The sequence below is a fragment of the Caballeronia sp. EK genome (assembly GCF_014384845.1).
In the GTDB taxonomy this organism is placed as follows: domain Bacteria; phylum Pseudomonadota; class Gammaproteobacteria; order Burkholderiales; family Burkholderiaceae; genus Caballeronia; species Caballeronia jiangsuensis.
Map to the genome: position 1 here is coordinate 55,999 of NZ_JACSUE010000001.1, position 20,801 is coordinate 76,799.

At 62.0% G+C, this 20,801-nt stretch carries 21 protein-coding genes; 14 read left to right on the plus strand and 7 right to left on the minus strand.

Going from position 1 to position 20,801, the window contains the following annotated elements; genetic code table 11:
* Positions 1 to 4: 4 nt before the first annotated feature.
* The 3 genes from IAG25_RS00240 (at position 5) to IAG25_RS00250 (ending at position 3,932) form a co-directional block, all read left to right on the plus strand.
* Entirely contained in the window at positions 5 to 1,516 is a 1,512-nt protein-coding gene (locus IAG25_RS00240; RefSeq protein WP_187602980.1) for a purine-cytosine permease family protein, read from the plus strand.
* A gap of 183 nt (positions 1,517 to 1,699) precedes the next feature.
* Entirely contained in the window at positions 1,700 to 2,836 is a 1,137-nt protein-coding gene (locus tag IAG25_RS00245; protein ID WP_187602981.1) for a porin, read from the plus strand.
* Positions 2,837 to 2,900: 64 nt separating this feature from the next.
* Positions 2,901 to 3,932 (plus strand): sensor domain-containing diguanylate cyclase, encoded by a 1,032-nt coding sequence (locus IAG25_RS00250; protein WP_187602982.1) that lies wholly within the window; start codon positions 2,901 to 2,903, stop codon positions 3,930 to 3,932.
* Here IAG25_RS00250 and IAG25_RS00255 read toward each other — a convergent pair.
* Complete coding sequence (locus IAG25_RS00255) at positions 3,919 to 4,344, minus strand: hypothetical protein (protein ID WP_222946330.1); 426 nt, start codon at positions 4,342 to 4,344, stop codon at positions 3,919 to 3,921. The genes IAG25_RS00250 and IAG25_RS00255 overlap by 14 nt on opposite strands.
* Before the next feature lie 58 nt (positions 4,345 to 4,402).
* On the opposite strand from IAG25_RS00255, the gene IAG25_RS00260 reads away from it, so the two are divergent.
* A complete protein-coding gene (locus IAG25_RS00260) occupies positions 4,403 to 4,723 on the plus strand; it encodes a hypothetical protein (protein ID WP_187602984.1) in 321 nt (106 codons plus the stop codon).
* Between the two features lie 108 nt (positions 4,724 to 4,831).
* Here IAG25_RS00260 and IAG25_RS00265 read toward each other — a convergent pair whose 3' ends face one another.
* A complete protein-coding gene (locus tag IAG25_RS00265) occupies positions 4,832 to 5,287 on the minus strand; it encodes a ribonuclease (RefSeq protein ID WP_187602985.1) in 456 nt (151 codons plus the stop codon).
* Between the two features lie 322 nt (positions 5,288 to 5,609).
* Here IAG25_RS00265 and IAG25_RS00270 point away from each other — a divergent pair, with 322 nt between their 5' ends.
* From IAG25_RS00270 to gcvA, 5 genes are all read left to right on the plus strand, one after another.
* Positions 5,610 to 6,506 carry an NAD(P)-dependent oxidoreductase gene (locus tag IAG25_RS00270; protein ID WP_187602986.1) on the plus strand — a complete coding sequence of 299 codons (897 nt, stop codon included), beginning with the start codon at positions 5,610 to 5,612 and terminating at the stop codon, positions 6,504 to 6,506.
* Between the two features lie 64 nt (positions 6,507 to 6,570).
* Positions 6,571 to 8,001: an aldehyde dehydrogenase family protein gene (locus IAG25_RS00275; protein WP_187603683.1), complete on the plus strand. Its 1,431-nt coding sequence runs from the start codon at positions 6,571 to 6,573 to the stop codon at positions 7,999 to 8,001.
* Between the two features lie 249 nt (positions 8,002 to 8,250).
* A complete protein-coding gene (locus tag IAG25_RS00280) occupies positions 8,251 to 9,483 on the plus strand; it encodes an MFS transporter (protein WP_222946332.1) in 1,233 nt (410 codons plus the stop codon).
* Positions 9,484 to 9,636: 153 nt separating this feature from the next.
* Positions 9,637 to 10,383, plus strand: a complete 747-nt coding sequence (locus IAG25_RS00285) for an SDR family oxidoreductase (protein ID WP_187602988.1) — start codon at positions 9,637 to 9,639, stop codon at positions 10,381 to 10,383.
* Between the two features lie 91 nt (positions 10,384 to 10,474).
* Positions 10,475 to 11,389, plus strand: a complete 915-nt coding sequence (gcvA, locus tag IAG25_RS00290; RefSeq protein ID WP_187602989.1) for a transcriptional regulator GcvA — start codon at positions 10,475 to 10,477, stop codon at positions 11,387 to 11,389.
* A 10-nt stretch (positions 11,390 to 11,399) separates the two neighbouring features.
* Here the strand turns inward: gcvA and IAG25_RS00295 are convergent, their stop codons facing one another.
* Positions 11,400 to 12,011: a TMEM175 family protein gene (locus IAG25_RS00295; protein ID WP_187602990.1), complete on the minus strand. Its 612-nt coding sequence runs from the start codon at positions 12,009 to 12,011 to the stop codon at positions 11,400 to 11,402.
* Positions 12,012 to 12,113: 102 nt separating this feature from the next.
* On the opposite strand from IAG25_RS00295, the gene IAG25_RS00300 reads away from it, so the two are divergent.
* Complete coding sequence (locus IAG25_RS00300) at positions 12,114 to 12,806, plus strand: NnrU family protein (protein WP_187602991.1); 693 nt, start codon at positions 12,114 to 12,116, stop codon at positions 12,804 to 12,806.
* Between the two features lie 22 nt (positions 12,807 to 12,828).
* Here the strand turns inward: IAG25_RS00300 and IAG25_RS00305 are convergent, their stop codons facing one another.
* Together IAG25_RS00305 and IAG25_RS00310 are read right to left on the minus strand one after the other, a co-directional pair.
* Complete coding sequence (locus IAG25_RS00305) at positions 12,829 to 13,485, minus strand: helix-turn-helix transcriptional regulator (RefSeq protein WP_273654946.1); 657 nt, start codon at positions 13,483 to 13,485, stop codon at positions 12,829 to 12,831.
* Between the two features lie 31 nt (positions 13,486 to 13,516).
* Positions 13,517 to 14,506 carry an ornithine cyclodeaminase family protein gene (locus IAG25_RS00310; protein ID WP_304502643.1) on the minus strand — a complete coding sequence of 330 codons (990 nt, stop codon included), beginning with the start codon at positions 14,504 to 14,506 and terminating at the stop codon, positions 13,517 to 13,519.
* Positions 14,507 to 14,696: 190 nt separating this feature from the next.
* Here IAG25_RS00310 and IAG25_RS00315 point away from each other — a divergent pair, with 190 nt between their 5' ends.
* The 3 genes from IAG25_RS00315 (at position 14,697) to bluB (ending at position 17,465) form a co-directional block, all read left to right on the plus strand.
* Positions 14,697 to 15,479 (plus strand): ABC transporter substrate-binding protein, encoded by a 783-nt coding sequence (locus tag IAG25_RS00315; protein WP_187602993.1) that lies wholly within the window; start codon positions 14,697 to 14,699, stop codon positions 15,477 to 15,479.
* A 22-nt stretch (positions 15,480 to 15,501) separates the two neighbouring features.
* Positions 15,502 to 16,743, plus strand: coding sequence for an NAD(P)/FAD-dependent oxidoreductase (locus IAG25_RS00320; protein ID WP_187602994.1), 1,242 nt, complete (start codon positions 15,502 to 15,504; stop codon positions 16,741 to 16,743).
* A 71-nt stretch (positions 16,744 to 16,814) separates the two neighbouring features.
* The gene (gene bluB / locus IAG25_RS00325; RefSeq protein WP_187602995.1) at positions 16,815 to 17,465 is read left to right on the plus strand and encodes a 5,6-dimethylbenzimidazole synthase; all 651 of its coding nucleotides are present in this window, start codon (positions 16,815 to 16,817) and stop codon (positions 17,463 to 17,465) included.
* 19 nt (positions 17,466 to 17,484) lie between these two features.
* Here bluB and IAG25_RS00330 read toward each other — a convergent pair whose 3' ends face one another.
* The gene (locus tag IAG25_RS00330; protein ID WP_187602996.1) at positions 17,485 to 18,624 is read right to left on the minus strand and encodes a branched-chain amino acid ABC transporter substrate-binding protein; all 1,140 of its coding nucleotides are present in this window, start codon (positions 18,622 to 18,624) and stop codon (positions 17,485 to 17,487) included.
* A 265-nt stretch (positions 18,625 to 18,889) separates the two neighbouring features.
* On the minus strand, positions 18,890 to 19,255 hold the full coding sequence (locus tag IAG25_RS00335; RefSeq protein ID WP_187602997.1) for a BON domain-containing protein: 366 nt from the start codon (positions 19,253 to 19,255) through the stop codon (positions 18,890 to 18,892).
* A gap of 425 nt (positions 19,256 to 19,680) precedes the next feature.
* Here IAG25_RS00335 and IAG25_RS00340 point away from each other — a divergent pair, with 425 nt between their 5' ends.
* A complete protein-coding gene (locus tag IAG25_RS00340) occupies positions 19,681 to 20,796 on the plus strand; it encodes a SpoIIE family protein phosphatase (RefSeq protein ID WP_255503509.1) in 1,116 nt (371 codons plus the stop codon).
* Positions 20,797 to 20,801: the final 5 nt, after the last annotated feature.

The window sequence follows — 20,801 nt, forward strand, 5'->3', positions numbered from 1 at the left end:
CAACATGGCAGACAACACCAGCATCACGCAGGTCGAAACATTCGGTTTCGAGCGCATTCCCGACGCTTCGCGATACGCGCGGCCGATCGATCTGTTCCGGCTGCTGTTCGGCGGTTGCAACACGTTTTCGACGTCGGTGCTCGGCAGCTTTCCGATTCTGGTCGGGCTTTCGTTCGAGGCGAGCCTGTGGGCCATCGTGCTCGGCGTGCTCGCGGGCACCTGCATTCTCGCGCCGATGAGCCTGTTCGGGCCGCGCAACGGCACGAGCGATCCGGTGTCGTCGGGCGCGCACTTCGGCATTCATGGCCGTATCGTCGGTTCGTTTCTCGCGGTGCTCACGTCGGTCGCGTTCTTTTCGCTCGCGGTGTGGAGCTCGGGCGATGCGCTCGTCGGCGGCGCGCACGACATGGTCGGCCTGCCGGTCAACCCGTGGACGCTCGGCACCGCGTACATGGTGTTTGCTGTGCTCGTGCTGATCGTATGCATCTACGGCTTTCGCTTCATGCTGTGGGTGAACAAGATCGCCGTGTGGGCGGCGAGCCTCATGTTCGTGCTCGGCGCGTTCGCGTTCGCGAAGGCCTTCGACGTGCACTACGCGGGCACGCTTCATCACGGCGGCGCGGGCTTCTGGGCGGCGTTCATCGGCGCGGCGCTCGTGGCGCTCAGCAATCCGGTTTCGTTCGCTTCGACGCTCGGTGACTGGGCCCGCTACATTCCGCAATCGACGCCGCGTCATCGCGTGATGGGCGCGGTGTTCGCCGCGCAGATCGCGACGTTCGTGCCGTTCTTCTTCGGCCTCGTGACCGCGACGATCATCGCGACGCAGGCGCCGACCTACATCAGCTCGAACGATTACGTGGGCGGTCTGCTCGCGGTGTCGCCGCGCTGGTTTCTCTTGCCGATGTGTCTCATCGCGATCATCGGCGGCATGTCGACGGGCACGACCGCGCTCTACGGCACGGGCCTCGACATGTCGAGCATGTTTCCGAAGTACCTCAATCGCGTGCGTGCGACGGCACTGATCGGCACGCTTGCCATCGGCTTCATCTTCGTCGGCCGCTTCGCGTTCAACCTGGTGGAAAGCGTGGCGACGTTCTCGACGCTCATCTGCACGTTCAGTTGCCCGTGGATGGCGATCATGGTGATCGGCTTCGTGCAGCGCGGCGGCTTCTATCTCGCGGACGATCTGCAAGTGTTCAACCGCGGCGGGCGCGGCGGCCACTACTGGTTCTCGCATGGCTGGAACTGGCGCGCGATGGGCGCGTGGCTGCCGGCGGCGTTGATCGGTCTCGCGTTCGTGAATCTGCCGGGGCAATTCGTCGGGCCGCTGGGCGCGCTCGCGGGCGGCTGCGATCTCAGCGTGCCGGTGTCGTTCGTGGTGGGCGGCATGCTGTATCTGGCGATGCTGTGGCGCTTTCCCGAACCCGACGCCGTTCATGGTCCGCAAGGACGCCGTCTCATCGGTGCGGCGCGCGAACGTGACGATGACGTCGCGCGCGCGGGATCTCGCGGGTAATCGCGAACAGGTCGAATAACGCTGCACGTTTCACAACGGAGCGCCGGGTCCGGCGCTCCGGTTGCGATCCTCACGCTCGAATTCCTCAATCGATAAAGCATGTGCTCGTGAATCGGGCAGGGCGCCGCGCGCGCTCGGGAAACATATAGAACTCAAATCATTCAAACGCTGGAGACAAGCAGCATGAATTCGAAGATGGTCCTCGCGGCGATATCGCTATTCGCCTGCGCCACCGCACATGCGCAAAGCAGTGTGACGTTGTTTGGCGTGCTGGACGAAGGCATCAATCTGACGAGCAATGCGGGTGGACACAAGGCATGGCAGACATCGAGCGTCGATCTGGTGACGAGCCGATGGGGCCTGAAGGGCAGCGAAGATATCGGCGACGGACTGCATGCGATCTTCGATCTGGAAAGCGGCTTCATGCTGGATAACGGCGCCGCCTATTACAACGGGCGGCTGTTCGGTTATCAGTCTTATGTCGGACTGCAATCCGATACGCTCGGGACGCTCACGTTCGGACGCCAGTTCGATTCGATGACCGATATCATCGGGCCGATGACGGCCAATGGTTACTGGGGCGGTTATCTGTTTTCGCATCCGCTCGATAACGACAATACCGACGCCACGTTTCATGCGAACAACTCGGTCAAGTTCACGAGCGGCGAATACGGCGGCGTCACGGCGACCGCGCTATACGGATTCAGCAATCAGGCCGGCGCATTCGCGGGCAATCGCATGTACAGCGCCGGGCTGAAGTACAGCTATGCGACATTCACGATCGGCGCCGTTTATGAAAACCTCGCGGCACCAGGCGCGACATCGACAGGCTCCGTGGCTTCGGACGAGGCGGGCTTCGTCGCGGCGAACCAGAAGATCTACGGTATCGGCGCGAGCTATGGAGCAGGGCCGGCGACGCTGGGTCTCGTCTATACCCATGTGAACGTGCAGCAGCCGGTGTCGTCGCTTTATCTCGGCGATCTCGGGGTGAATGACGCGAGCCTGCGTTTCGATAACATCGAATTCAACGCCAAGTACGACATTCAACCGGATTTGTCGATCGCCGGCATGTACACGTACACGATGGCGCATCTGAAGCATGGCGGTTTCGATAACTCGATGCACTGGAATCAGGTCGGCCTGATGGCTCAATACTTCTTGTCGAAGCGCACCGGCGTTTATACGCAACTGGTTTATCAGAAGCTGAGCGGCGGCAATACGGGCACGGCGCTCGATACGGCGTTCATTCCCGGCGCGGCGAGCCCGTCGTCGAATTCGCATCAGATGGTGGCGCGAATCGGGATGACGCACGCGTTCTGATCCTTTAAGCGAAGCCGACTTCCGCACCGTTACAATTCAGTTTCTCAGGCTAAACGAGGTGCCTATGGAATTGATGCTCGAGCGGCTTTCGGAGTCGGTGGCTTCAGCGCAAAGTCTGGAACAGCTCACGAGACCGCTGCTTGAAATGCTTGAAATCGTCACGGGGCTGGAGTCGGTCTATCTGACTTCCATCGATGAAGCCGCCGGGATTCAGTTCGTCGATTTCGCGCGCAACACGGGCGAGCTTCGCATCGATGAAGGACTGGAGGTGCCCTGGTCGGACACGCTTTGCAAGCGCTGCATCGAGGATGGACGCCGCTTCACGTCCAACGTCAGCGAAGTGTGGGGCGACTCGCAGGCTGCCCGGGCGCTCGGCATCGAAACCTATGCGAGTGCGCCGATATGCGCGAGCAACGGACTGATCATCGGCACGCTCTGCGGCGCGAGCAGAAAAAGCCAGGCTATCGGGCCGCGTGCGCGCAGTGCGCTCAACCTGTTCTCGAAGATCATCGCGCAGCATATCGAGCGTGAACGCCTGCTGGAAGAAGTGCGCCGCTCCAACGAATATCTGACGAAGTTCGCGCTGACGGACACGCTGACCGGACTGCCGAATCGACGCGCATTGCAGGACGAACTGGGACGGCTGCTCGCGAGGGCCGCCAGAGATGGCTCATATGTGATCGTCGGCATGATCGATCTCGACGATTTCAAGAAGATCAACGACGAGTTCGGGCACGCCGCCGGCGACAGTCATTTGAGGGACTGCTCGGAGCGTATTGCCAGCGTCACGCGCGACACGGATATGCTCGCGCGCATCGGTGGCGATGAATTCGCCTTCGTGGGTCCGGGTCCCGCCGATCTCGACGAGGCGAACCGGATCGCGGCCGAGATTCGGGCGCGCTTTGCGCGGGCAGGAAGTGGAACGAGCTTGCCCGGTCGTCACCCGGTGGGCGCTTTCGGCTTGAGCATCGGTGCTGTCGCGGTGCGGTTCGTGAGCGCGGATCAGGCGATCGCCCTCGCCGATACCGCGATGTACGAAGACAAGCGCGAACGAAAGCGCGGGCGAAACGAGGCCAACGATGTTATCGGGCGATAGCGCGCGCGAGTGACGAAGCGGGTCCTCGGTCGATTGCGGTCGGGGTATCGTCACGCTCCGCTTCGCCGATCTTCTCGATCCTCGTAAGCAGGTCGGCTACCGCCGAGAACTGATGGTGCAGAAGGTGCCGGCTGCGCAGCAAATGCTCCAGACGCCTGCGCCAATACAACATCGGAAGCGCCGAATTCGACTCGTGCAGAACCGCTTCGATCGCGAGTCGAATATGGGCGATGTCAGCGTCGATCATCCGAAGCTCGAACGCGCCAACGATGTTGGTATCACAGGTGTCCATAGCCTTGTTATCGACATGAACTCGATGCTTCTGAAGGGCATTGCTTTCTTGTCGTTGTACTGTCGAATCGGAAATGTAAGAGGGGCTGTAAAACTGCGGCACGGCGATTGCGGGGTTCATGTTAAGCAGGCGGCGAGCGTCTGCGTCCATACTTCAGCCCGATTAGGAGGGACGGAACATGAGCAAGACAATCAGCACTTTGATGGCGGCCGTGGCCGCACTCGCCCTGTCGGCGGGGGCTTATGCACAAACGGCTGGCGGCTCGAACGGCGCGGGCTCGGCTGGCAGTACGGCCAGCCCGGCAAATCAGGTCAACGGTGCGACAGGCGGCTATGGCACGCCAGGCATGACGAACTCGGACAGCGGCATGGGCGCCAGGGCGCCGAACTCGGGCCTGCCTAGCAGCACGAACAGCAACACGACTTCGGGCACCACCGCACCGACTACGAGCAATAACACGCTGGCGACTCCGAGCGTGAAGTCGCCTGCGGCGCAATAAAGACGGTAGAAATGACAACCTGCGGGGAATGGTGCCGGGTCGGGCGACCGACCCGGCAGTTCGTCGTGTTCAAACCCCTTCCACGATCTTCCGCCATCGCTGCACACCTCATTCGGCGATGCGCTTGAAGGTGACGTAGTAATCCTCAGTGTAATAGCACTCCGCGACGTGCTTGCGCGGCCCGCCGCATACGATGCGGCGCTGCCCGCGGTCGGTCGATCCGGGCGTGCGAACCGTGTATGCGTGGTAATAGCCGCGCGGATGCTTCGGTAGCAGGTTCGAACTGTTACGGAACAGGACGCCGTCCTCGCCGAAAGGGAAAGGTCCGCCCGCTTTGATGAGCCGCAGTGTCTCGCCCGCTTCCGCCGGCAACTGTGTCTTGGTGACGGTGCCTACCGCGCCCGATGCGGCGGGCGCTTCGCTTGCGTTTTGCGCCGGCTGAACCGGAGCCTGACTCGCGGATGCGCCCGATGCCTCGGTGGCGTTTTGCGATCCGCCCTTGTTGCATCCGCCGAGGATCGCGCCGACGACAACGACGCACGAGAAAACCCATGTTTTCTTCACGAAGCGGCTCTCCACTCGTTGACCAGGGCACGACGACAAGGATGGATGTAAAGGTATCGCTAATAGCGGAGCGAAGCAACGTGCGGCTGGGAATTGGCGGATTTTGTATGACCAGCGCGCAGGCTTGTCATGCGGTATCCCCGGCACGAATACGCCGGCGTTCTCAACGAAAAAAAGTAAATCGAAGTGACAGGAAAACTGAGTTGAGCGTGCCGCCGGCACGACATACCATTCAACCGAATTCTTCGACAAGGGCCGATACGACATGGCGTCAGCGCATACGTTCGCCAGTTCGCCCTCGTCACCAATCGGGAGACATGGTATGGCGACGTACGGATTCGTGGGGCTTGGCGCAATGGGCAAACACATGGTGTCCCATATGCTCGCCAAAGGCCTGGCGGTTGTCGTGTTCGACCGCAACGAAAATGCTATCCGCGAGGCCGTCAGCGGCGGCGCTGAACCTGCGAAGAGCGCCCGCGATCTCGCGGACCGCGCGGAGGTCGTGATGATCTGCCTGCCGACGCCGGATATCGTCGAGGCTGTCGCGACAGGACCGAACGGCTTGATCGAAGGATCGAAGATCAAAGTCTTCGTCGATCATTCGACGACAGGTCCGACGGTCGCACGAAAGCTCGCGGACGCATTTGCCGGGCGAAACATAGTCTCCCTGGACGCGCCGCTTGCAGGCGGCGTTGCCGGTGCGAAGGCCGGTACGCTCAGCGTTCTCGTGTCGGGTGCGGCTTCCGGATTCGAGAGCGCAAAACCCGCATTCGACGCATTCGGCCGCAATGTCGCGCATCTCGGCGAGCAGCCGGGACTGGGGCAGACCTTGAAGCTCGTGAACAACATGATCGCCGGCGCGGCGCTCGTCACTGCCGCGGAAGCGGTCCTCTTCGGCGTGAAAGCCGGAATTCCCGCACAGGTGATTCTCGACGCGTTGTCGAAGAGTGCAACTGCCCGAAGCTTCGCCGTCGATACGCTACTCGGCGAGAAGGTTCTGTCGCGCAACTTCGATTTCGGATTTCGGATGGACCTGATGCGCAAGGACATGCGCCTCGCTTTGAGTGAAGCCGAAGCGGTGAAATCTCCCATGCTGGCCTGCTCCGTAGTGAAGCAGGTTTTCGATGCAGCAATTGCGGACGGTTTCGATGGTGAAGACATGACGAAGGTCGTCATCCAGTTGGAAAAGCTTGCACACGCCGAGATAAAGGCGACCTGACGAACATCCCGGGCGAGCGATGTTCGTCTGCATGGCTTTTGTGAAAACCAGCTTGGGCTTGAAAATGGAAAGAGTTCTGAACTTCATCTCCGGGCAACCGGTCCCGCCTACCACGAACGAATATCTCGACAAGTTCGATCCTCGTTCCGGACTGAAGCAAAGTGAAGTTGCCGATAGCGGCGCGGCGGATGTCGATGCCGCCGTCGCGTCTTCTGTCGCGGCACAACCGCATTGGGCGGATATGCGTCCGTCCGCACGCGGCCGGATACTCGTTGAAATAGCGAGGCGCTTGCGGGACAGCGTGGAGCGACTCGGGTCGCTCGAACGCGCCGAAACCGGGAAGCCAGGCCGCGAGATGGCTCAACTGATGGATCTGACCGCGCAGTACTTCGAGTATTACGGCGGGATCGTCAATTCGATGGATGGCGAGATCATCAACGCCGGTGCCGACTATCACGTGTACACGAGACGCGACCCGTTTGGCGTCGTGGGCGTGATCCTGCCGTGGAACGCTCCATTGCATCAGGCGGCGCGCGCGATCGCACCGGCCCTGGCGACGGGGAACGCAGTGGTGGCGAAGCCGTCGGAATTCACATCCGCTTCACTGGTGGAACTGGCGAGACTCGCCATCGAGTGCGGCCTTCCGCCTGGGATTCTCAACGTTGTTGTCGGTACCGGTCCGAAGCTTGGGCCGGCGTTGGTCGGCAACTTGGATATCGGCAAGATTTCATTCACCGGCAGTGTGCGCGCGGGAAAAGAGCTGGGACGGCTTGCAGCAGAGCGAATCCTGCCGCTGACGCTGGAGCTCGGAGGCAAATCCGCAAACATCGTCTTCGACGACGCCGACATCGAAGCGGCGGCCAAAGGTTGTGCAACCGGTTTCACATGGAATGCCGGGCAGTGGTGCGCGGCGGGCACGCGCTTGCTCGTACAAGAGGACATTCACGATGAGTTCGTCGCCAGGCTCGTCGATCACGTATCGGCGCTCGATGTCGGACCCGGCGACGAGGCTTCCTATGGCGCGATCACTACGCAAGCTCAATACGAGCGGATCAAGGCCTACTTCGAGATAGCGAAGCAGGATGGACTGACGCCCCTCATCGGCGGCGAAGCGGGATTGAAGAAGGACGGCGGAAAAGGATGGTTCATCAAGCCGACGGTCTATGTCGATGTGACGAACCAGATGAGAATCGCCCGCGAGGAGATCTTCGGTCCGGTCGTGTGCGTTATCAGGTTTCGTGACGAGCAGGAGGCGATCGCTATCGCGAACGATTCGGACTATGGGCTCGCTGCCGGTATCTGGACGCGCGATGTGAGCAGGGTGCATCGCGTTGCACGTCGGCTCGACGCGGGTCGCATTCTGGTCAATGAGTACAGTGGCGGATTCGTTCAGACGCCGTGCGGCGGCTTCAAGCAAAGCGGATACGGCAGGGAACAGGGCGTCGAGGCGCTCGCTCATTACACGCAACTCAAGTCCGTCATCATTCGGCTGTAGCCACGCAGGCCATTTGTCCAGCGAGGGCACATTCAAATTAATTCGGAATACTATGCAAAAAGAACGAGCGATTGCGGGTCGCTCGACATTGATCAAAGGAGACTTCGTATGTCGATACAAACTGGAGTTGATATGGGCGGAACGGACGCACGCATGAATCAGCAAGAGCCGGCAGGAAGCGCCTGCCTTGCCACGCTGGATACCGCTCCCTCGATAACCGCCGAGCAGCGACGATCGAGAACGGCGATCGTGGCGGCATCGTTGGGGAATATGGTCGAATGGGTCGACTGGCTGATCTATGCGACGTTTGCCCCTGTATTCGCCGGTCAATTCTTCGATGCCAGCGAACCTCTCGCCAATCTGCTCTCCACCTTTGCGGTCTTTGCGGTGGGTTTCCTGATGCGGCCCGTAGGCGGGGCGGTACTCGGCGCATATGCGGACCGCTACGGCAGAAAGAAGGCGCTGACGCTATCGGTGCTGCTGATGGCGGGATCATCGCTCGTGATCGCGGGATGCCCGACTTACGGAACCATTGGCATCGCCGCACCGATCGTGCTCGTGCTCGCGAGACTCGTTCAAGGCTTCTCCGCCGGTGGCGAGTTCGGCTCCGCTTCTGCGTTTCTGGTCGAATCCGCCGCACCGGGCGAGCGGGCCTTTGTCGGTTCGTGGCAGCACTTCGCGCTCAACGGCGGGATATTGCTGGCATCGCTGATCGGATTCGTGACGACCTCATCGCTTCATGAAGGAGACCTTGCAGCGTGGGGCTGGCGCGCGGGCTTCGCGTTCGCCGGGGCGTTGGGAATCGTCACGCTCTGGGTCCGGAAGCATGCGAAAGAGACAGCGTCGTTCGAGCACATTCGGTCGTCGGGGGCGCGCAGGAAAAGCCCGGTGAAGGACTTGCTGCTGAAGCATCCCGGTGCCGCGCTCCGGGTCGCGGGCATTTCGATTGCCGGCACGCTCTTCAACTATCTGTGGATGGTGAACTTTCCGACGTATGCGCACTTGCGCACCGGCGTCGATCTGAAAACCGCGCTGCTGGCAAACGCGTGTGCGCTGGTGGTATTCCTCGTCCTGCTTCCGTTCGGCGGCAAGCTGTCGGACCGATATGGCCGCAAGCCGACATTGCTGGCCTTCTCGATCGGCTCTCTGCTCTATGTCTGGCCTGCCCTGCATTTCGTCTCCGCGAGCTTTCTCAGCCTGTTCATGACGCAGACGATCGGCATGGTGCTGCTCATCGGATACTGCGCCAACTGCGCTGCCGTGATGGCCGAGCAGTTCCCTGCGGAGGTTCGCGTCACGGGCATCGCGCTCCCTTATGCCATATCGGTGGCGATCTTCGGGGGAACAGCGCCTTACATCGTGACGTGGATGGTCAAGTCGGGGCGTGTCGACTTCGTGTGGGTGTATCTCGCGGCAGCGGCCCTGATCGGCTCGATTGTCTACGCGTGCATTCCGGAAACGAAAGGCAAGACGCTCGACTGAGCGCGCGTCATCGACGGGCCGCATAGTTTTTCTTTTCCGCCCCGCAAGATCTTCTCATTTGTCGGCATGGATGGCAGCGACGATAGTGTGTGCACCGGCAACGCAAAAGCCGATCGAAGTTTCCGATACGTCACACACATCAAGGAGTCTGTCATGAAGCTCAAGAACAAGATCGCACTGGTCACCGGCGGAACCTCGGGCATCGGCCTCGAAGCTGCCCGACTTTTTCAGAGCGAAGGGGCCACGGTCGTCGTGACGGGGACGAATGCCGAGCGGCTGGCGAATGCCGCCAGCGTTCTCGGCGAAGGCGCCATGACGCTGTCGGTCGATTTGCGCGACCCTGCGCAAATCGACAAGGCTATCGCGGATGTCGTCGAAACGTTCGGACGCATCGACGTGATCTTTGCGAATGCGGGGGCGGGAACGGCGGCGCCCCTCGAAGCGGTCACGCCTGAACAGATCAGCGACCAGTTCGCGCTCAACTTCAACGGTGTGTTCTTCACCATTCAAAAGGCGGCTCCGCATCTGTCGAAAGGATCGTCGATCGTCATTACGACGTCGTTTCTCAATGAAGTCGGTACGCCCGGCCTGTCGATCCTTTCCGCGACGAAGGCGGCGACGCGCTCGCTCGTACGTTCGATCGGCGCAGAGCTTGCACCGCGCGGGATCCGCGTCAATGCCGTGAGTCCCGGTCCGATTGCGACGCCGTTCCATGAAAAGTTGGGGCTATCGGAGAAACAGTTGGCCGATACCGGGTCCGCGATTCAGGCCGCTGTCCCTCTGAAGCGTTTCGGCGAAGCGCGCGAAATCGCAACTGCTGCGCTGTTCCTGGCGAGTGGTGATTCTGCGTTCATGACGGGTTCCGAGCTTGTCGTCGATGGCGGACTCACGCAGCTCTGAACCCGCGGGCACGCGTTGAAAGCGGGCGCTGCACGTTTGAAGACATGTCGCGGTAAAGTCCTGTTTTCGACTTTCGCGAGTACGAAAAGCGATGCGAGCGCCGAACAACCTTAACGCCCTGCGCGCATTCGAAGCTGTCGCGAGACATTTGAGTTACCCGGCCGCCGCCGCGGAGTTGAATGTGACGCCTGCGGCAATCGGGCAACTCATTCGCGGCCTCGAAGCTTATCTGGACATCGAACTGTTTCACCGCTCCAGTTCGGGCCCCGCGCGTCTATCGCTGACGGATGCCGCGCGTGCCGCGCTCCCCGACCTGCAAGGCGGCTTCGATCTCCTCTCGAGCGCAGTGGAGAGGCTGAGGGCGAGTAAATCCCGCATCATTTTTACGGTGACCGTCCCTCCGGCATTCGCGGAAAAGTGGCTTCTGTGGCGTGTCGGCCGCTTTCAGGGCCGACATCCCTATTACGATCTGCGAATCGAGACGAGCGGGCATCTCGTCGATTTCACCTCCGAGCGAATCGATGTCGGCATCCGATATGGTGCGGGTGCATGGCCCGATCTCATGTCCACCTTCTTGCTGCGCGACGAATTTTTCCCGGTCTGCAGTCCTGCGCTCGCGCACGGTCCGAATGCGTTGAGGCGGCCGTCTGATCTGAAGAATCACGCGCTGATTCATGACACATCGATGAGCGGCTTCGGTGTCTTTCCCACATGGCGATCGTGGCTGCTGCATGCGGGTTATCGCGATTCGTTCGAAACGGATCGGGGCCTGCAATTGAACGACTCTGCGATGGCCATTCAGACAGCGATATCCGGGAACGGCGTTGCGCTCGGAAGGACCACGCTGGTCGAACGTGATCTGGCGGAAGGGCGTCTGGTGAAGCCTTTCGATCATGTCCAGAGTTGTGAGCTGGCGTACTACCTCGTCTACAGGAAGGAGCGCGAGCAGCACGCGCCGGTGCTGGCATTCAAGGAATGGTTGCTGGAAGAAGTGGGCTCGAACTAGCGACAATCGGCTAATGCCCGCCCCGTCGACTTTGCACCGCCGATCTGGCGCGCCGGAACGGATCGGGACGGCAGTACAGAATGAGAAAGGAAGCGAGCAGCCCGAGCCGGAGAAGCGGCGGGATGATGACACCTGCGGCGGAGACAAAGAATACGCCGAACATGATCCACGCCCGGAACCACTGCCACTTGCGCGCGTACGGATCGTCGTCGCCTGTCTGGTGAGAAAAGCTTTCCCACATCAAAACCATGTAGGTGCCCTGCACGAGGAAAAAGACCAGCGCATAAAGCGTCAGCGGAAAAGTTGCCATTTCACTTTCGGCGAGCCAGGCTGTGGTAAATGGAATGAAAGAAATAGCGAACAGGTTGGCGAAGTTAGCGAGGGCAAGCGTACCGGTTAGCTGTTGTGCATGCCGGAGCACGGCGTGATGATTCAACCAGACCACGGCGATGAATGCGTAACTCACCGCGTAGCTGATGACATCGGGCCATAGGCCGATCAGCGCGTGGAAATCGTGACCTGTCGGCGGTTTGAACGCCAGGACCATCACAGTGATGATGACGGCGAAAATTCCGTCGGAAAGGGCGTAGAAACGCGCTAGTCCGTCTTCGACCTTGGCCATGATGTCGGCACCTTGAGGGGGCTTCGCCATATTACCCGGCATCCGGGCCGCCCTGTACGGACGTGACGGTCACCTACGACATGAGTTGAGGAGCACGGACAAATGGACAACAGCAATGCGGTTCTGGCTGCGGCGATCGCCTTCGTGGGCAGCCACTTTCTCCTGTCGCATCCGCTGCGCAAGCCTGTGATTCGCGCAGTCGGCGAAGCGGGATTTCAGGGCGTCTATTCGCTGATTGCGTTCCTGACGCTCGGCTGGCTCGTACTGGCCTACCGGAAGGCGCCCGTGACGGCGCCCTTGTGGCCGGTAGGCGACGTGCTCTGGGCGATCGTGACCGTGATCATGCTGATCGCGTCGATCCTCCTGATGGGCTCCCTGATTCGCAACCCGGCGCTTCCCTCCGGCAAACGTCCCGCCGCGTTTCCGGACGCGGCGCACGGCGTGTTCGCGGTGACGCGTCATCCGATGATGTGGTCGTTCGCACTCTGGGGGCTGTGCCACATCGCGGTGTTTCCGGTGACGAAAAACATCATCGTTGGGGCGGCGATCGTCATTCTTGCGCTCGTCGGCGCTGCTTTGCAGGACCGGAAGAAGGAACGTCTCCAGCCCGATCTCTGGCCGGCATGGGAATCGAAGACGAGTTACTTGCCGTTCGCGGCGATCGCGGCCGGACGCGCGCGGCTGGGCGGATTCGGCTTGCACGCGCTCTTGGGCGGACTCGTCGTGTGGCTTGCGGCGACGTGGGCTCATAAGCCGCTCGCCGGATGGGCAGCGGGTATCTGGCGCTGGTTGTAGGCCCGGACACGATGCGTGACGTTCACGCCCCGTCTTTCATCTCGCGCAGATGCTTGTAGACGGTCGCGCGCCCCATGCCGAGCACCTTCGCGACATAGTTCGCCGAGCTCTTGCCCTTGAACGCGCCCTGCGCGTGCAGCGCCTCCACGAGTTCGCGCCGATGATCGCGCGTAAGCGAGTTGAGCGCGAGTTGCCGATCGCGCAGCCATCCGTGCAGGAACGTGTTGATGCGTTCCTGCCAGTCGTCCTTGAATAGCTCGACCGGCTGCGCGACGACGCCCGCGCCGCGCAGGAAGACATCGAGCATGGAGCGCATCTCTTCGAAAGCCGCGATGTTGAAGTTGATGCACATCACGCCCGCGGCGTTGCCCGCGTCGTCGAAGAGCGCCGTGCTCACGCAGCGCATGCGGCGTCCGTCCCAGTTCAGCTTCTCGTACGGACCGACGAGCCGCTCGCGCGCAGTCTCTTCGACATCCTCCAGCGCGGAGTCGTCGCCGATCTCGCGCTTGGAAAGATTGTTCGAGAGATACGCGATCGTCTGATCCGAGAGATCGTGGATCACCACTTCCGCGTACGGGAAGAAGAGCGTCGTGATGCTGTCCGCGATGTGCGCATAGCGTGCGAGAAGCGCGTCGCTATCCGGCTTTTGCGTCTTGCGTCGTGGCATTGAAATAGACATGGATTCGAAACCGCGAAAACCGATGATACCGCTACGCCGCCGCGCGCCCCTTCGCGAGATGGACGTGCAGCGCATGCGCGAGCGCGATATCTTCGAGACCGAGACCGATCGAGCGGAAGAACGCCGGACGTTCAAAGGAAGGCGCGGGACATGCGCCGCGCACGAGTTCCGCGAGGTCGCCCCGGATGGCCTCCGGCGACCAGCCGTGACGCTCCCGCGCGATCACCATTTCTCCCGCGCTCGATGGCGTGGTCTGCCGATAATCGCAGTAGACATCGAGCGCGCCGAGCGCGGCCGGGTCGATCTCGTGGGCGCGCGCGACGTTCGTGCTGATCGACGTGACGAGCGCGGGCGTGGTGAGCGCGTCGAGCGAGAGAACCGGCGTGCCTGAAGATGTGCACAGCATGACGACATCCGCGTCGCGCACGCACTCGTCGACGGATGCCGCCACGCGTGCGCGCGCGTCGAGCGCTTCGATGGCGGCGATCCGCGCGCGATCGTTCGCGAGGCGCGGCGAATGGATGCGGATCTCCGACCATTCGCGCAATGGAGCGACGTGCCGCAGATGCGCGAGCGCGATGTCGCCCGAGCCGATGATCGCAAGACGCCGGCTCGACGCGCGCGCGAGGCGATCGACGGCAAGCGCGGTCGTGCCTGCCGTGCGCTCGGTGGTGAGGAGCGCGGCATCGCACCACATCAGCGGCGCGCCGGTGCGCATCGACATGAGCGCGGTCCACGCGGTGACGACCGGTGCGCCCGCATTCACGAGATAGGGCGAGAGCTTCACGCCGAATACTTCGTGTTTCGCGAGCACGCCGAGGTAGGTGATGAAATCTCCCGCGTCGCGCGGAAAGAGCGTGAGCGTTTGCGGCGGCTGGACGGCTTCGCCATCGCCGAGCGCGATGAACATGTTTTCGAGCGCGCCGCGGATGTCGAGCGACGGCAGAGCCTGCCGCACCTGCGCTTCGTCGGCGATGAAAGGCGCCTGGGCGCCACGCATGAGTTCGGGCGAGAGAGTCATTCGTCAGCCTCCGGTTCTCGAATGTTGCGACAGCGCGTTTCGTGCGGCGCCGTCCAAGAGTGGACATTTTTGTCTATTCTAGACTTTAATTTTATTTCTGGTCTATATTTCGGTGAGCGCGCGACAAACGCTGCGCGCCTGGTGCAGGACCTACGTTGCTGATTCACACACACGACCTTTGGTGACGACAATGAACTGGAAGATGATTTGCCTGGCGGGCGCGGCGGGCCTCGCGTTCACATTCGGCGTGGCGCATGCGGATACGCAGACCTTGCGATTCGGCGTCGAGGCGTCGTATCCGCCGTTCGAGAGCAAGACGCCGACGGGCCAGCTCGAGGGCTTCGATATCGACATCGGCAACGCGGTGTGCCAGCGGATCAAGATGAAGTGCGTCTGGGTCGAGAACAGCTTCGACGGGCTGATTCCCGCGCTGCAGGCGCGCAAGTTCGACGCGATCAATTCGGCGATGAACATCACCGACAAGCGCAGGCAGGCGATCGACTTCACGCCGCCCGTCTACGTGATGCCGATCCAGATGGTCGCAAAGCGCGGCTCGAACCTGCAGCCTTCGCCCGCGAGTCTGAAGGGCAAGTCGGTGGGCGTGCTGCAGGGCTCGACGCAGGAGGATTACGTGCGCAAGCACTGGGCGAACGAGGGCGTGCAGGTCGTCACGTATCAGAGTCAGGACCAGATTTTCGCGGACCTCTCGGCGGGACGGCTCGACGGCGCGGTGCAGGAAGTGCAGACGGCCATCGACGGCTTCCTCGCGAAGCCCGAAGGCAAGGGCTTCGATTTCGCGGGCGCGGCGCTGACCGACCCGACGACGCTCGGCGAAGGCACCGGCATCGGCTTGCGCAAGAACGATGCGGCGCTGAAGGCCAAGGTTGTCGCCGCGCTCGATGCGTTGAAAAAGGACGGCACGCTCAGTCAGTTGTCGCAGAAGTACTTCAAACGCGACATCATTGCGAAGTAGGCACTTCATCAGGCATCGGAATATGACTCAGGACGTGATCGTGCTCGGCGCGGGCATCGTGGGAGTGAGCGTCGCACTGCATCTGCGGCAGCGCGGATGGCAGGTGACGCTCGTCGATCGCCGCGCGCCCGGCGAGGCGACGAGCTTCGGCAATGCGGGGCTGATAGAGGCGTCGTCGGTCGTTCCGTATGCGTTCCCGCGTGACTGGGGCACCGTGCTGAAGTTCGCGCTCAACCGCTCGACGGCGCTGCGTTACGACCTGCGCTCGCTGCCGGCCTATGCGCCGTGGCTCGCGCGGTTCTGGTGGGAGTCGGCGCCCACGAGGCTCGCGGCGGCTGCGCGCGACATGCTGCCGCTCATCCGGATGAGCGTGGCGGAGCACGAGGCGCTGATTGCGCGGGCGGGCGTCGCCGATCTCGTGCGGCCGACGGGCTGGCTCGAAGCCTATCGCTCGCAGGATCAGTTCGAACGCGAGGCGGTCGCGGCACAGCGGATCGCGAAGGAGCACGGACTCGGCATGAAGGTGCTCGACGCGGGCGCGTTGCAGCGGCTGGAGTCGTCGCTCGATGGCGGCTACGCGGGCGCGATCCACTGGGCGGACCCGCGCAGCGTGATCGATCCGGGCGCGTTGACGAAGGGCTATGCGGCGCTCTTCGAGCGCGAAGGCGGACGCATCCTGACCGGCGACGCCGCGACGCTCGAACGAACGGGCAGCGGATGGCGCGTGATGACTGCGGACGGGCTGGTCGAAGCGCAAGCGGCGGTGGTGGCGCTGGGCGTGTGGTCGGGCGACGTGGCGCGCAAGTTCGGATATCGCATTCCGCTGATGGCCAAGCGCGGCTACCACATGCACTACGCGAACGATGGACGTGCCGCGCTTTCGAGGCCGGTCGTCGATATCGAGAATGGCTACGTGGTCGCGCCGATGCGCCGCGGCTTGCGGCTGACCACGGGCGTCGAACTCGCTTGCAGGAACCGGCCGCCGAGTCCGGTGCAGCTCGAACGTGCCGAGCGCATCGCGCGGCCGGTGTTCGGGCTTGGCGAGCGGCTCGACGAGTCGCCGTGGCTGGGATTGCGGCCGTGCACGCCGGACATGCGGCCCGTGATCGGCGCTGCGGAGCGGCACCCGGGGCTGTGGTTCGCGTTCGGGCACGCGCATCATGGGCTCACGCTCGGGCCGGTCACGGGGAGGCTCTTGGCGGAGATGATGAGTGGCGAGGCGACGTTTGCGGATCCGGGCGCGTATCGGGCGGGGAGGTTTTAAATCCTGTCGATAGCGCCGGCGACCCGACGCAGTATGATGCTTCTCCATGCGTTGAACCTTCATCGATATCCATGGAAAAAGCATTCAGCGAGGCGGATCGCGAAGCGGTCTATCGCGCCATTCACGAGCGTCGCGACATGCGTCACTTCGTGAGCGATCCCATCGCGCCGCCGGTCATGCAGCGGCTCATCGACGCCGCGCTGCATGCGCCGAGCGTCGGCTTCATGCAGCCCTGGCGCATCCTGCGCATCACGCGTGCGCACATTCGCGCGCAGTTGCGGGACGCCGTCGAACGCGAACGCCTGCTCACCGCCGACGCCCTCGGCGAGCGACGCGATTCGTTCATGCGACTCAAGGTGGAAGGTTTGCGCGACTGCGCTGAAGTGCTCGTCATGGCGCTGATGGACGGTCGCGAAGACTACGTATTCGGCCGACGCACGCTGCCCGAGATGGACCTCGCTTCGGTGGCTTGCGCGATCCAGAACATGTGGCTCGCCGCGCGCGCGGAAGGGCTCGGAATGGGCTGGGTTTCCCTCTTCGATCCGCAGGAAGTCGCCGCGTTGCTGAACATGCCTTCGGGCGCGAGACCCGTCGCGATTCTCTGCGTGGGGCATGTGGAACGCTACTACGCTGCGCCGATGCTCGAGACCGAGCGCTGGGCCAAGCGCCGTTCTATCGAGGAATGCGTCTTCGAGAACGAATGGCCGTCAGCGGAGGAATAAGAAGAGCGAGCGCCGTAGGTTACTTCTCCGCGCCGATGGTCGTCACCGGCTGCCACTTCATCGACTTCACCTGATAGAGCGTCGAGGTCGGGCTATTCAGATCGCCGTACTTATCGAACGAGATATGGCCGGTGATGCCGTTATATTGCATTGTGCGCAGCGTTTGCATGAATGTGGCGGGCTGCGTGGAGTTCGCCTGCTTCATCGCCGTGATGGCGAGCCATGCGCAGTCATAGGCGAACGGCGCATAGGTCAGCGTATCCGCGCCGAAGCGCTTCTTGAATTTGGCCGCGAACGCCCGGCCTTCCGGCAATGAATCGACGGGCCGGCCGTATTCCCAGGCCATCGCGCCTTCGGCCGCGTTGCCCGCAGAACTGATGAAGACGCTATCCGCGATGCCGCCGCTTCCGACAAACTGCGCGCGTATGCCGAGCTGCTTCATGCGTTTCACGATCAGGCCCGCCTGACCGTCGAGACCGCCGAAGTACAGCAGGTCGGCGTTGGCCGCCTTGATGTTCGTGAGTTGCGCGTTGAACTCGACGGCTTTGTCGGTGGTGTATTCCTCGGATACGATCTGGCCGCCCGCCGCCTGCACGGCCTTCTTGAATTCTTCGACCGCGCCTTGTCCGAATGCCGTGCGGTCGTCCATGACCGCGATACGCTTCGCCTTCGTGACCTTCACGGCATACGTGCCGGCGTTGCCGGAGTTCTGCGTGTCCGTCGCGATGATGCGGAAGATGTTGTTCAATCCCTGGCGCGTGATGGCCGGATTCGTCGCTGCCGGATCGATCAGCGGGATGCCCGCTTTCGCGAAGATCGGCGATGAGGGAAGCGCCACGCCGGAGTTGTAATAGCCGACGACGGCGACGACGCCATCGTCCACGAGCTTTTGCGCCACCTGCACGCCGATGCGCGGATCGCCCTGATCATCGACGGATGCGAGCTCGAACTGAACCGGCTGTCCGCCGATGTTGATGTGTTGCGCGTTCGCCTCTTCCACGGCGAGCCGCACGCCGTTTTCGATGTCCTTGCCATTGGCCGCGCCGATGCCCGTAAGCGGCGCCGAAACGCCGATGCGAACCGCCTGTTGCGCGCTTGCGATGAGCGGGGCGATGCACAACGCCGAGGCCGCCAGAAGAGAAAGGATCGCTTTTTTCATGACAGGGCGCTCATCAAGAGGAATGTCACGCGGTCGAGCCGGCGTCGCGAGCCCGCGTCGAATCAGGTGGCTGCCGAGCATCGTGCACAAGGCGCGTGATCCGACTCACTATATCGACAATGTTCCGGTCGAAAAAATGTTTCGGGAGCCATTCTCCGCTGAAATCCGCGTTTCGGTTCTCGGGGTAAATTCCTATCCGTGGCGCTATCCGCCGCGGACCGACCGTGATTCTCGTGGCCGGTCCGCGTCGCGGCGAGCGGCTTTCTTATTGCCCGATTTCGCGGATCGTCAACGCGTTCCTGACGGATGTCACGCCAGCCGTTCCCTTCGCGGCCTCGGTTGCCTTGTCGATCTGCGCGGCGTCGGGGACGGTGCCCGCGAGCGTCACGGCGCCGCCGTTAGCACGAACCGATATGTTCGACACACTCAAACCCTTCACCTTGGTCAGGCTCTTGCGCACGTCCTTGGCGAGTTGCCGGTTCGCGGCCTTCGTGGATTTGGCGCTCGGCGCGGCCGATGTCGCCGGCGCTGCGTCGCTGCTCTGAGCGTATGCGCTGCCGATTCCCGCATTGAGCGATACCGCGACGGCGAGGATGCCAGCCGCCAGTGCAAGTGGTTTTCGTGCATTCATTGTGATTCTCCTTTTTGAAGAAGTTAGTCAGACGCACCGGGCACGGGCCATTGCCTTCGCACGCGACTGGCGGCAAGCCCGAAGGGAGTGCGCTGGGAAGTAAAGATACGCCGATCCGCAAAGTGTTGTCAGTCGAGTGTCAGATATCGCAGACGACGGCGATTGCATCTCGTCGCACAGGGCAAACGATTGCGCGAACGATCGTTCTCCACATTCGCGCTAATCGGCCTATCTTTCTTTGATCTGACACATAAAGTACACACAGAAACCGTAGCGTGCGGGGTTTCTTCATATGTCATCCGCGTGCCATGCAGCCAGCGTTTTCGAGGTTTCGCCGATCTTCTGCCCAGATAGAGCCACGCACGGCGGGAGACTTATGTCAGGAAGTGCCATTCGTCGACGCAGAGGACTCCAACTCGCTTGTGATGGAGATTTTCTCGGCGCGTCGTGACATGGGAAGTCTCGCGGTCATCGATGGCCTTCGTCCTATCGGCCTGATCAACCGCGATATCTTCATGTCGCAAATGAGCAAGCCGTTTCATCGCGAGCTATACGATAAGAAGACCTGCATCGCGTTCATGGACAAGGAGCCTTTGATCGTCGATGCGGACGAGAGCATCGAAACGCTTGCATTCAGAACCGTCGAGGCCGGAGAGAAAGCGCTCGTCGATGGTTTCATCGTCACGCGCGGCGGCCGCTTCACGGGCGTGGGCAGCGGGCTGGAACTCGTCAGCGCCGTAGCGGAAATGCAGGCGGAGAAGAACCGCCAGATCATGCAGAGCATCGAGTACGCGAGCGTGATTCAACGCGCGATGCTGCGTACTTCCGATGAAACTTTGTCGACGCATATACGCGATGCCGCAATGGTCTGGGAACCGCGCGACGTGGTCGGCGGGGACTTCTATCATTTCGCGGCGAACTCCGGCGACTGGTTCGGCGCGATAGCCGATTGCACCGGTCATGGCGTGCCCGGCGCGTTCATGACGCTGCTCGCTTCGGCGTCTCTCTCGAAGGCGCTCGAACAGATGGGACCGCGCGATCCGGCCGCCTTGCTGTCGGCGCTCAACCGCAACGTGAAGGGCTTGCTCGGGCAGGTGAACAACGCGAGCGGAGGACCGCAATCCAACGACGGGCTGGATTCCGCGTTCTTCTGGTTCGATGCTGCAAAGAGCGTGCTGCATTTCGCGGGGGCGAGGATTGCGTTGCATATCCTGTCGCCCGACGCGACAGAGTTCGAAACGATCGCGCCCGATCGCATGGGCGTAGGTTATGTCGATAGCCGCGCAAACTATGAATGGAAGGCGCACGCCATTTCATTACCGAAGGGCAGCCTCTTCTTCATTTGCACGGACGGACTGACGGATCAGATCGGCGGCCCGCGAAGCATTTCTTTCGGCCGGCGCCGCGCGCTCGACGTGATTCGCGAACATCGGGCCGAGCCACCATCGACGATCTGCGAAGCGCTTCGGCTCGCGCTCGCCGACTGGCAACGCACGCAACCGCGCCGCGATGACGTCACGTTTTTTTGTGCCCGTATCTAGTCAAT

Bases quoted from the DNA above. Each gene is read 5' to 3' on its own strand.
- IAG25_RS00240 (WP_187602980.1), top strand. From the start codon at position 5: ATGGCAGACAACACCAGCATCACGCAGGTCGAAACATTCGGTTTCGAG.
- IAG25_RS00245 (WP_187602981.1), top strand. From the start codon at position 1,700: ATGAATTCGAAGATGGTCCTCGCGGCGATATCGCTATTCGCCTGCGCC.
- IAG25_RS00250 (WP_187602982.1), top strand. From the start codon at position 2,901: ATGGAATTGATGCTCGAGCGGCTTTCGGAGTCGGTGGCTTCAGCGCAA.
- IAG25_RS00255 (WP_222946330.1), bottom strand. From the start codon at position 4,344: ATGAACCCCGCAATCGCCGTGCCGCAGTTTTACAGCCCCTCTTACATT.
- IAG25_RS00260 (WP_187602984.1), top strand. From the start codon at position 4,403: ATGAGCAAGACAATCAGCACTTTGATGGCGGCCGTGGCCGCACTCGCC.
- IAG25_RS00270 (WP_187602986.1), top strand. From the start codon at position 5,610: ATGGCGACGTACGGATTCGTGGGGCTTGGCGCAATGGGCAAACACATG.
- IAG25_RS00275 (WP_187603683.1), top strand. From the start codon at position 6,571: ATGGAAAGAGTTCTGAACTTCATCTCCGGGCAACCGGTCCCGCCTACC.
- IAG25_RS00285 (WP_187602988.1), top strand. From the start codon at position 9,637: ATGAAGCTCAAGAACAAGATCGCACTGGTCACCGGCGGAACCTCGGGC.
- gcvA (WP_187602989.1), top strand. From the start codon at position 10,475: ATGCGAGCGCCGAACAACCTTAACGCCCTGCGCGCATTCGAAGCTGTC.
- IAG25_RS00295 (WP_187602990.1), bottom strand. From the start codon at position 12,011: ATGGCCAAGGTCGAAGACGGACTAGCGCGTTTCTACGCCCTTTCCGAC.
- IAG25_RS00300 (WP_187602991.1), top strand. From the start codon at position 12,114: ATGGACAACAGCAATGCGGTTCTGGCTGCGGCGATCGCCTTCGTGGGC.
- IAG25_RS00305 (WP_273654946.1), bottom strand. From the start codon at position 13,485: ATGTCTATTTCAATGCCACGACGCAAGACGCAAAAGCCGGATAGCGAC.
- IAG25_RS00310 (WP_304502643.1), bottom strand. From the start codon at position 14,506: ATGACTCTCTCGCCCGAACTCATGCGTGGCGCCCAGGCGCCTTTCATC.
- IAG25_RS00315 (WP_187602993.1), top strand. From the start codon at position 14,697: ATGAACTGGAAGATGATTTGCCTGGCGGGCGCGGCGGGCCTCGCGTTC.
- IAG25_RS00320 (WP_187602994.1), top strand. From the start codon at position 15,502: ATGACTCAGGACGTGATCGTGCTCGGCGCGGGCATCGTGGGAGTGAGC.
- bluB (WP_187602995.1), top strand. From the start codon at position 16,815: ATGGAAAAAGCATTCAGCGAGGCGGATCGCGAAGCGGTCTATCGCGCC.
- IAG25_RS00330 (WP_187602996.1), bottom strand. From the start codon at position 18,624: ATGAAAAAAGCGATCCTTTCTCTTCTGGCGGCCTCGGCGTTGTGCATC.
- IAG25_RS00335 (WP_187602997.1), bottom strand. From the start codon at position 19,255: ATGAATGCACGAAAACCACTTGCACTGGCGGCTGGCATCCTCGCCGTC.
- IAG25_RS00340 (WP_255503509.1), top strand. From the start codon at position 19,681: ATGGAGATTTTCTCGGCGCGTCGTGACATGGGAAGTCTCGCGGTCATC.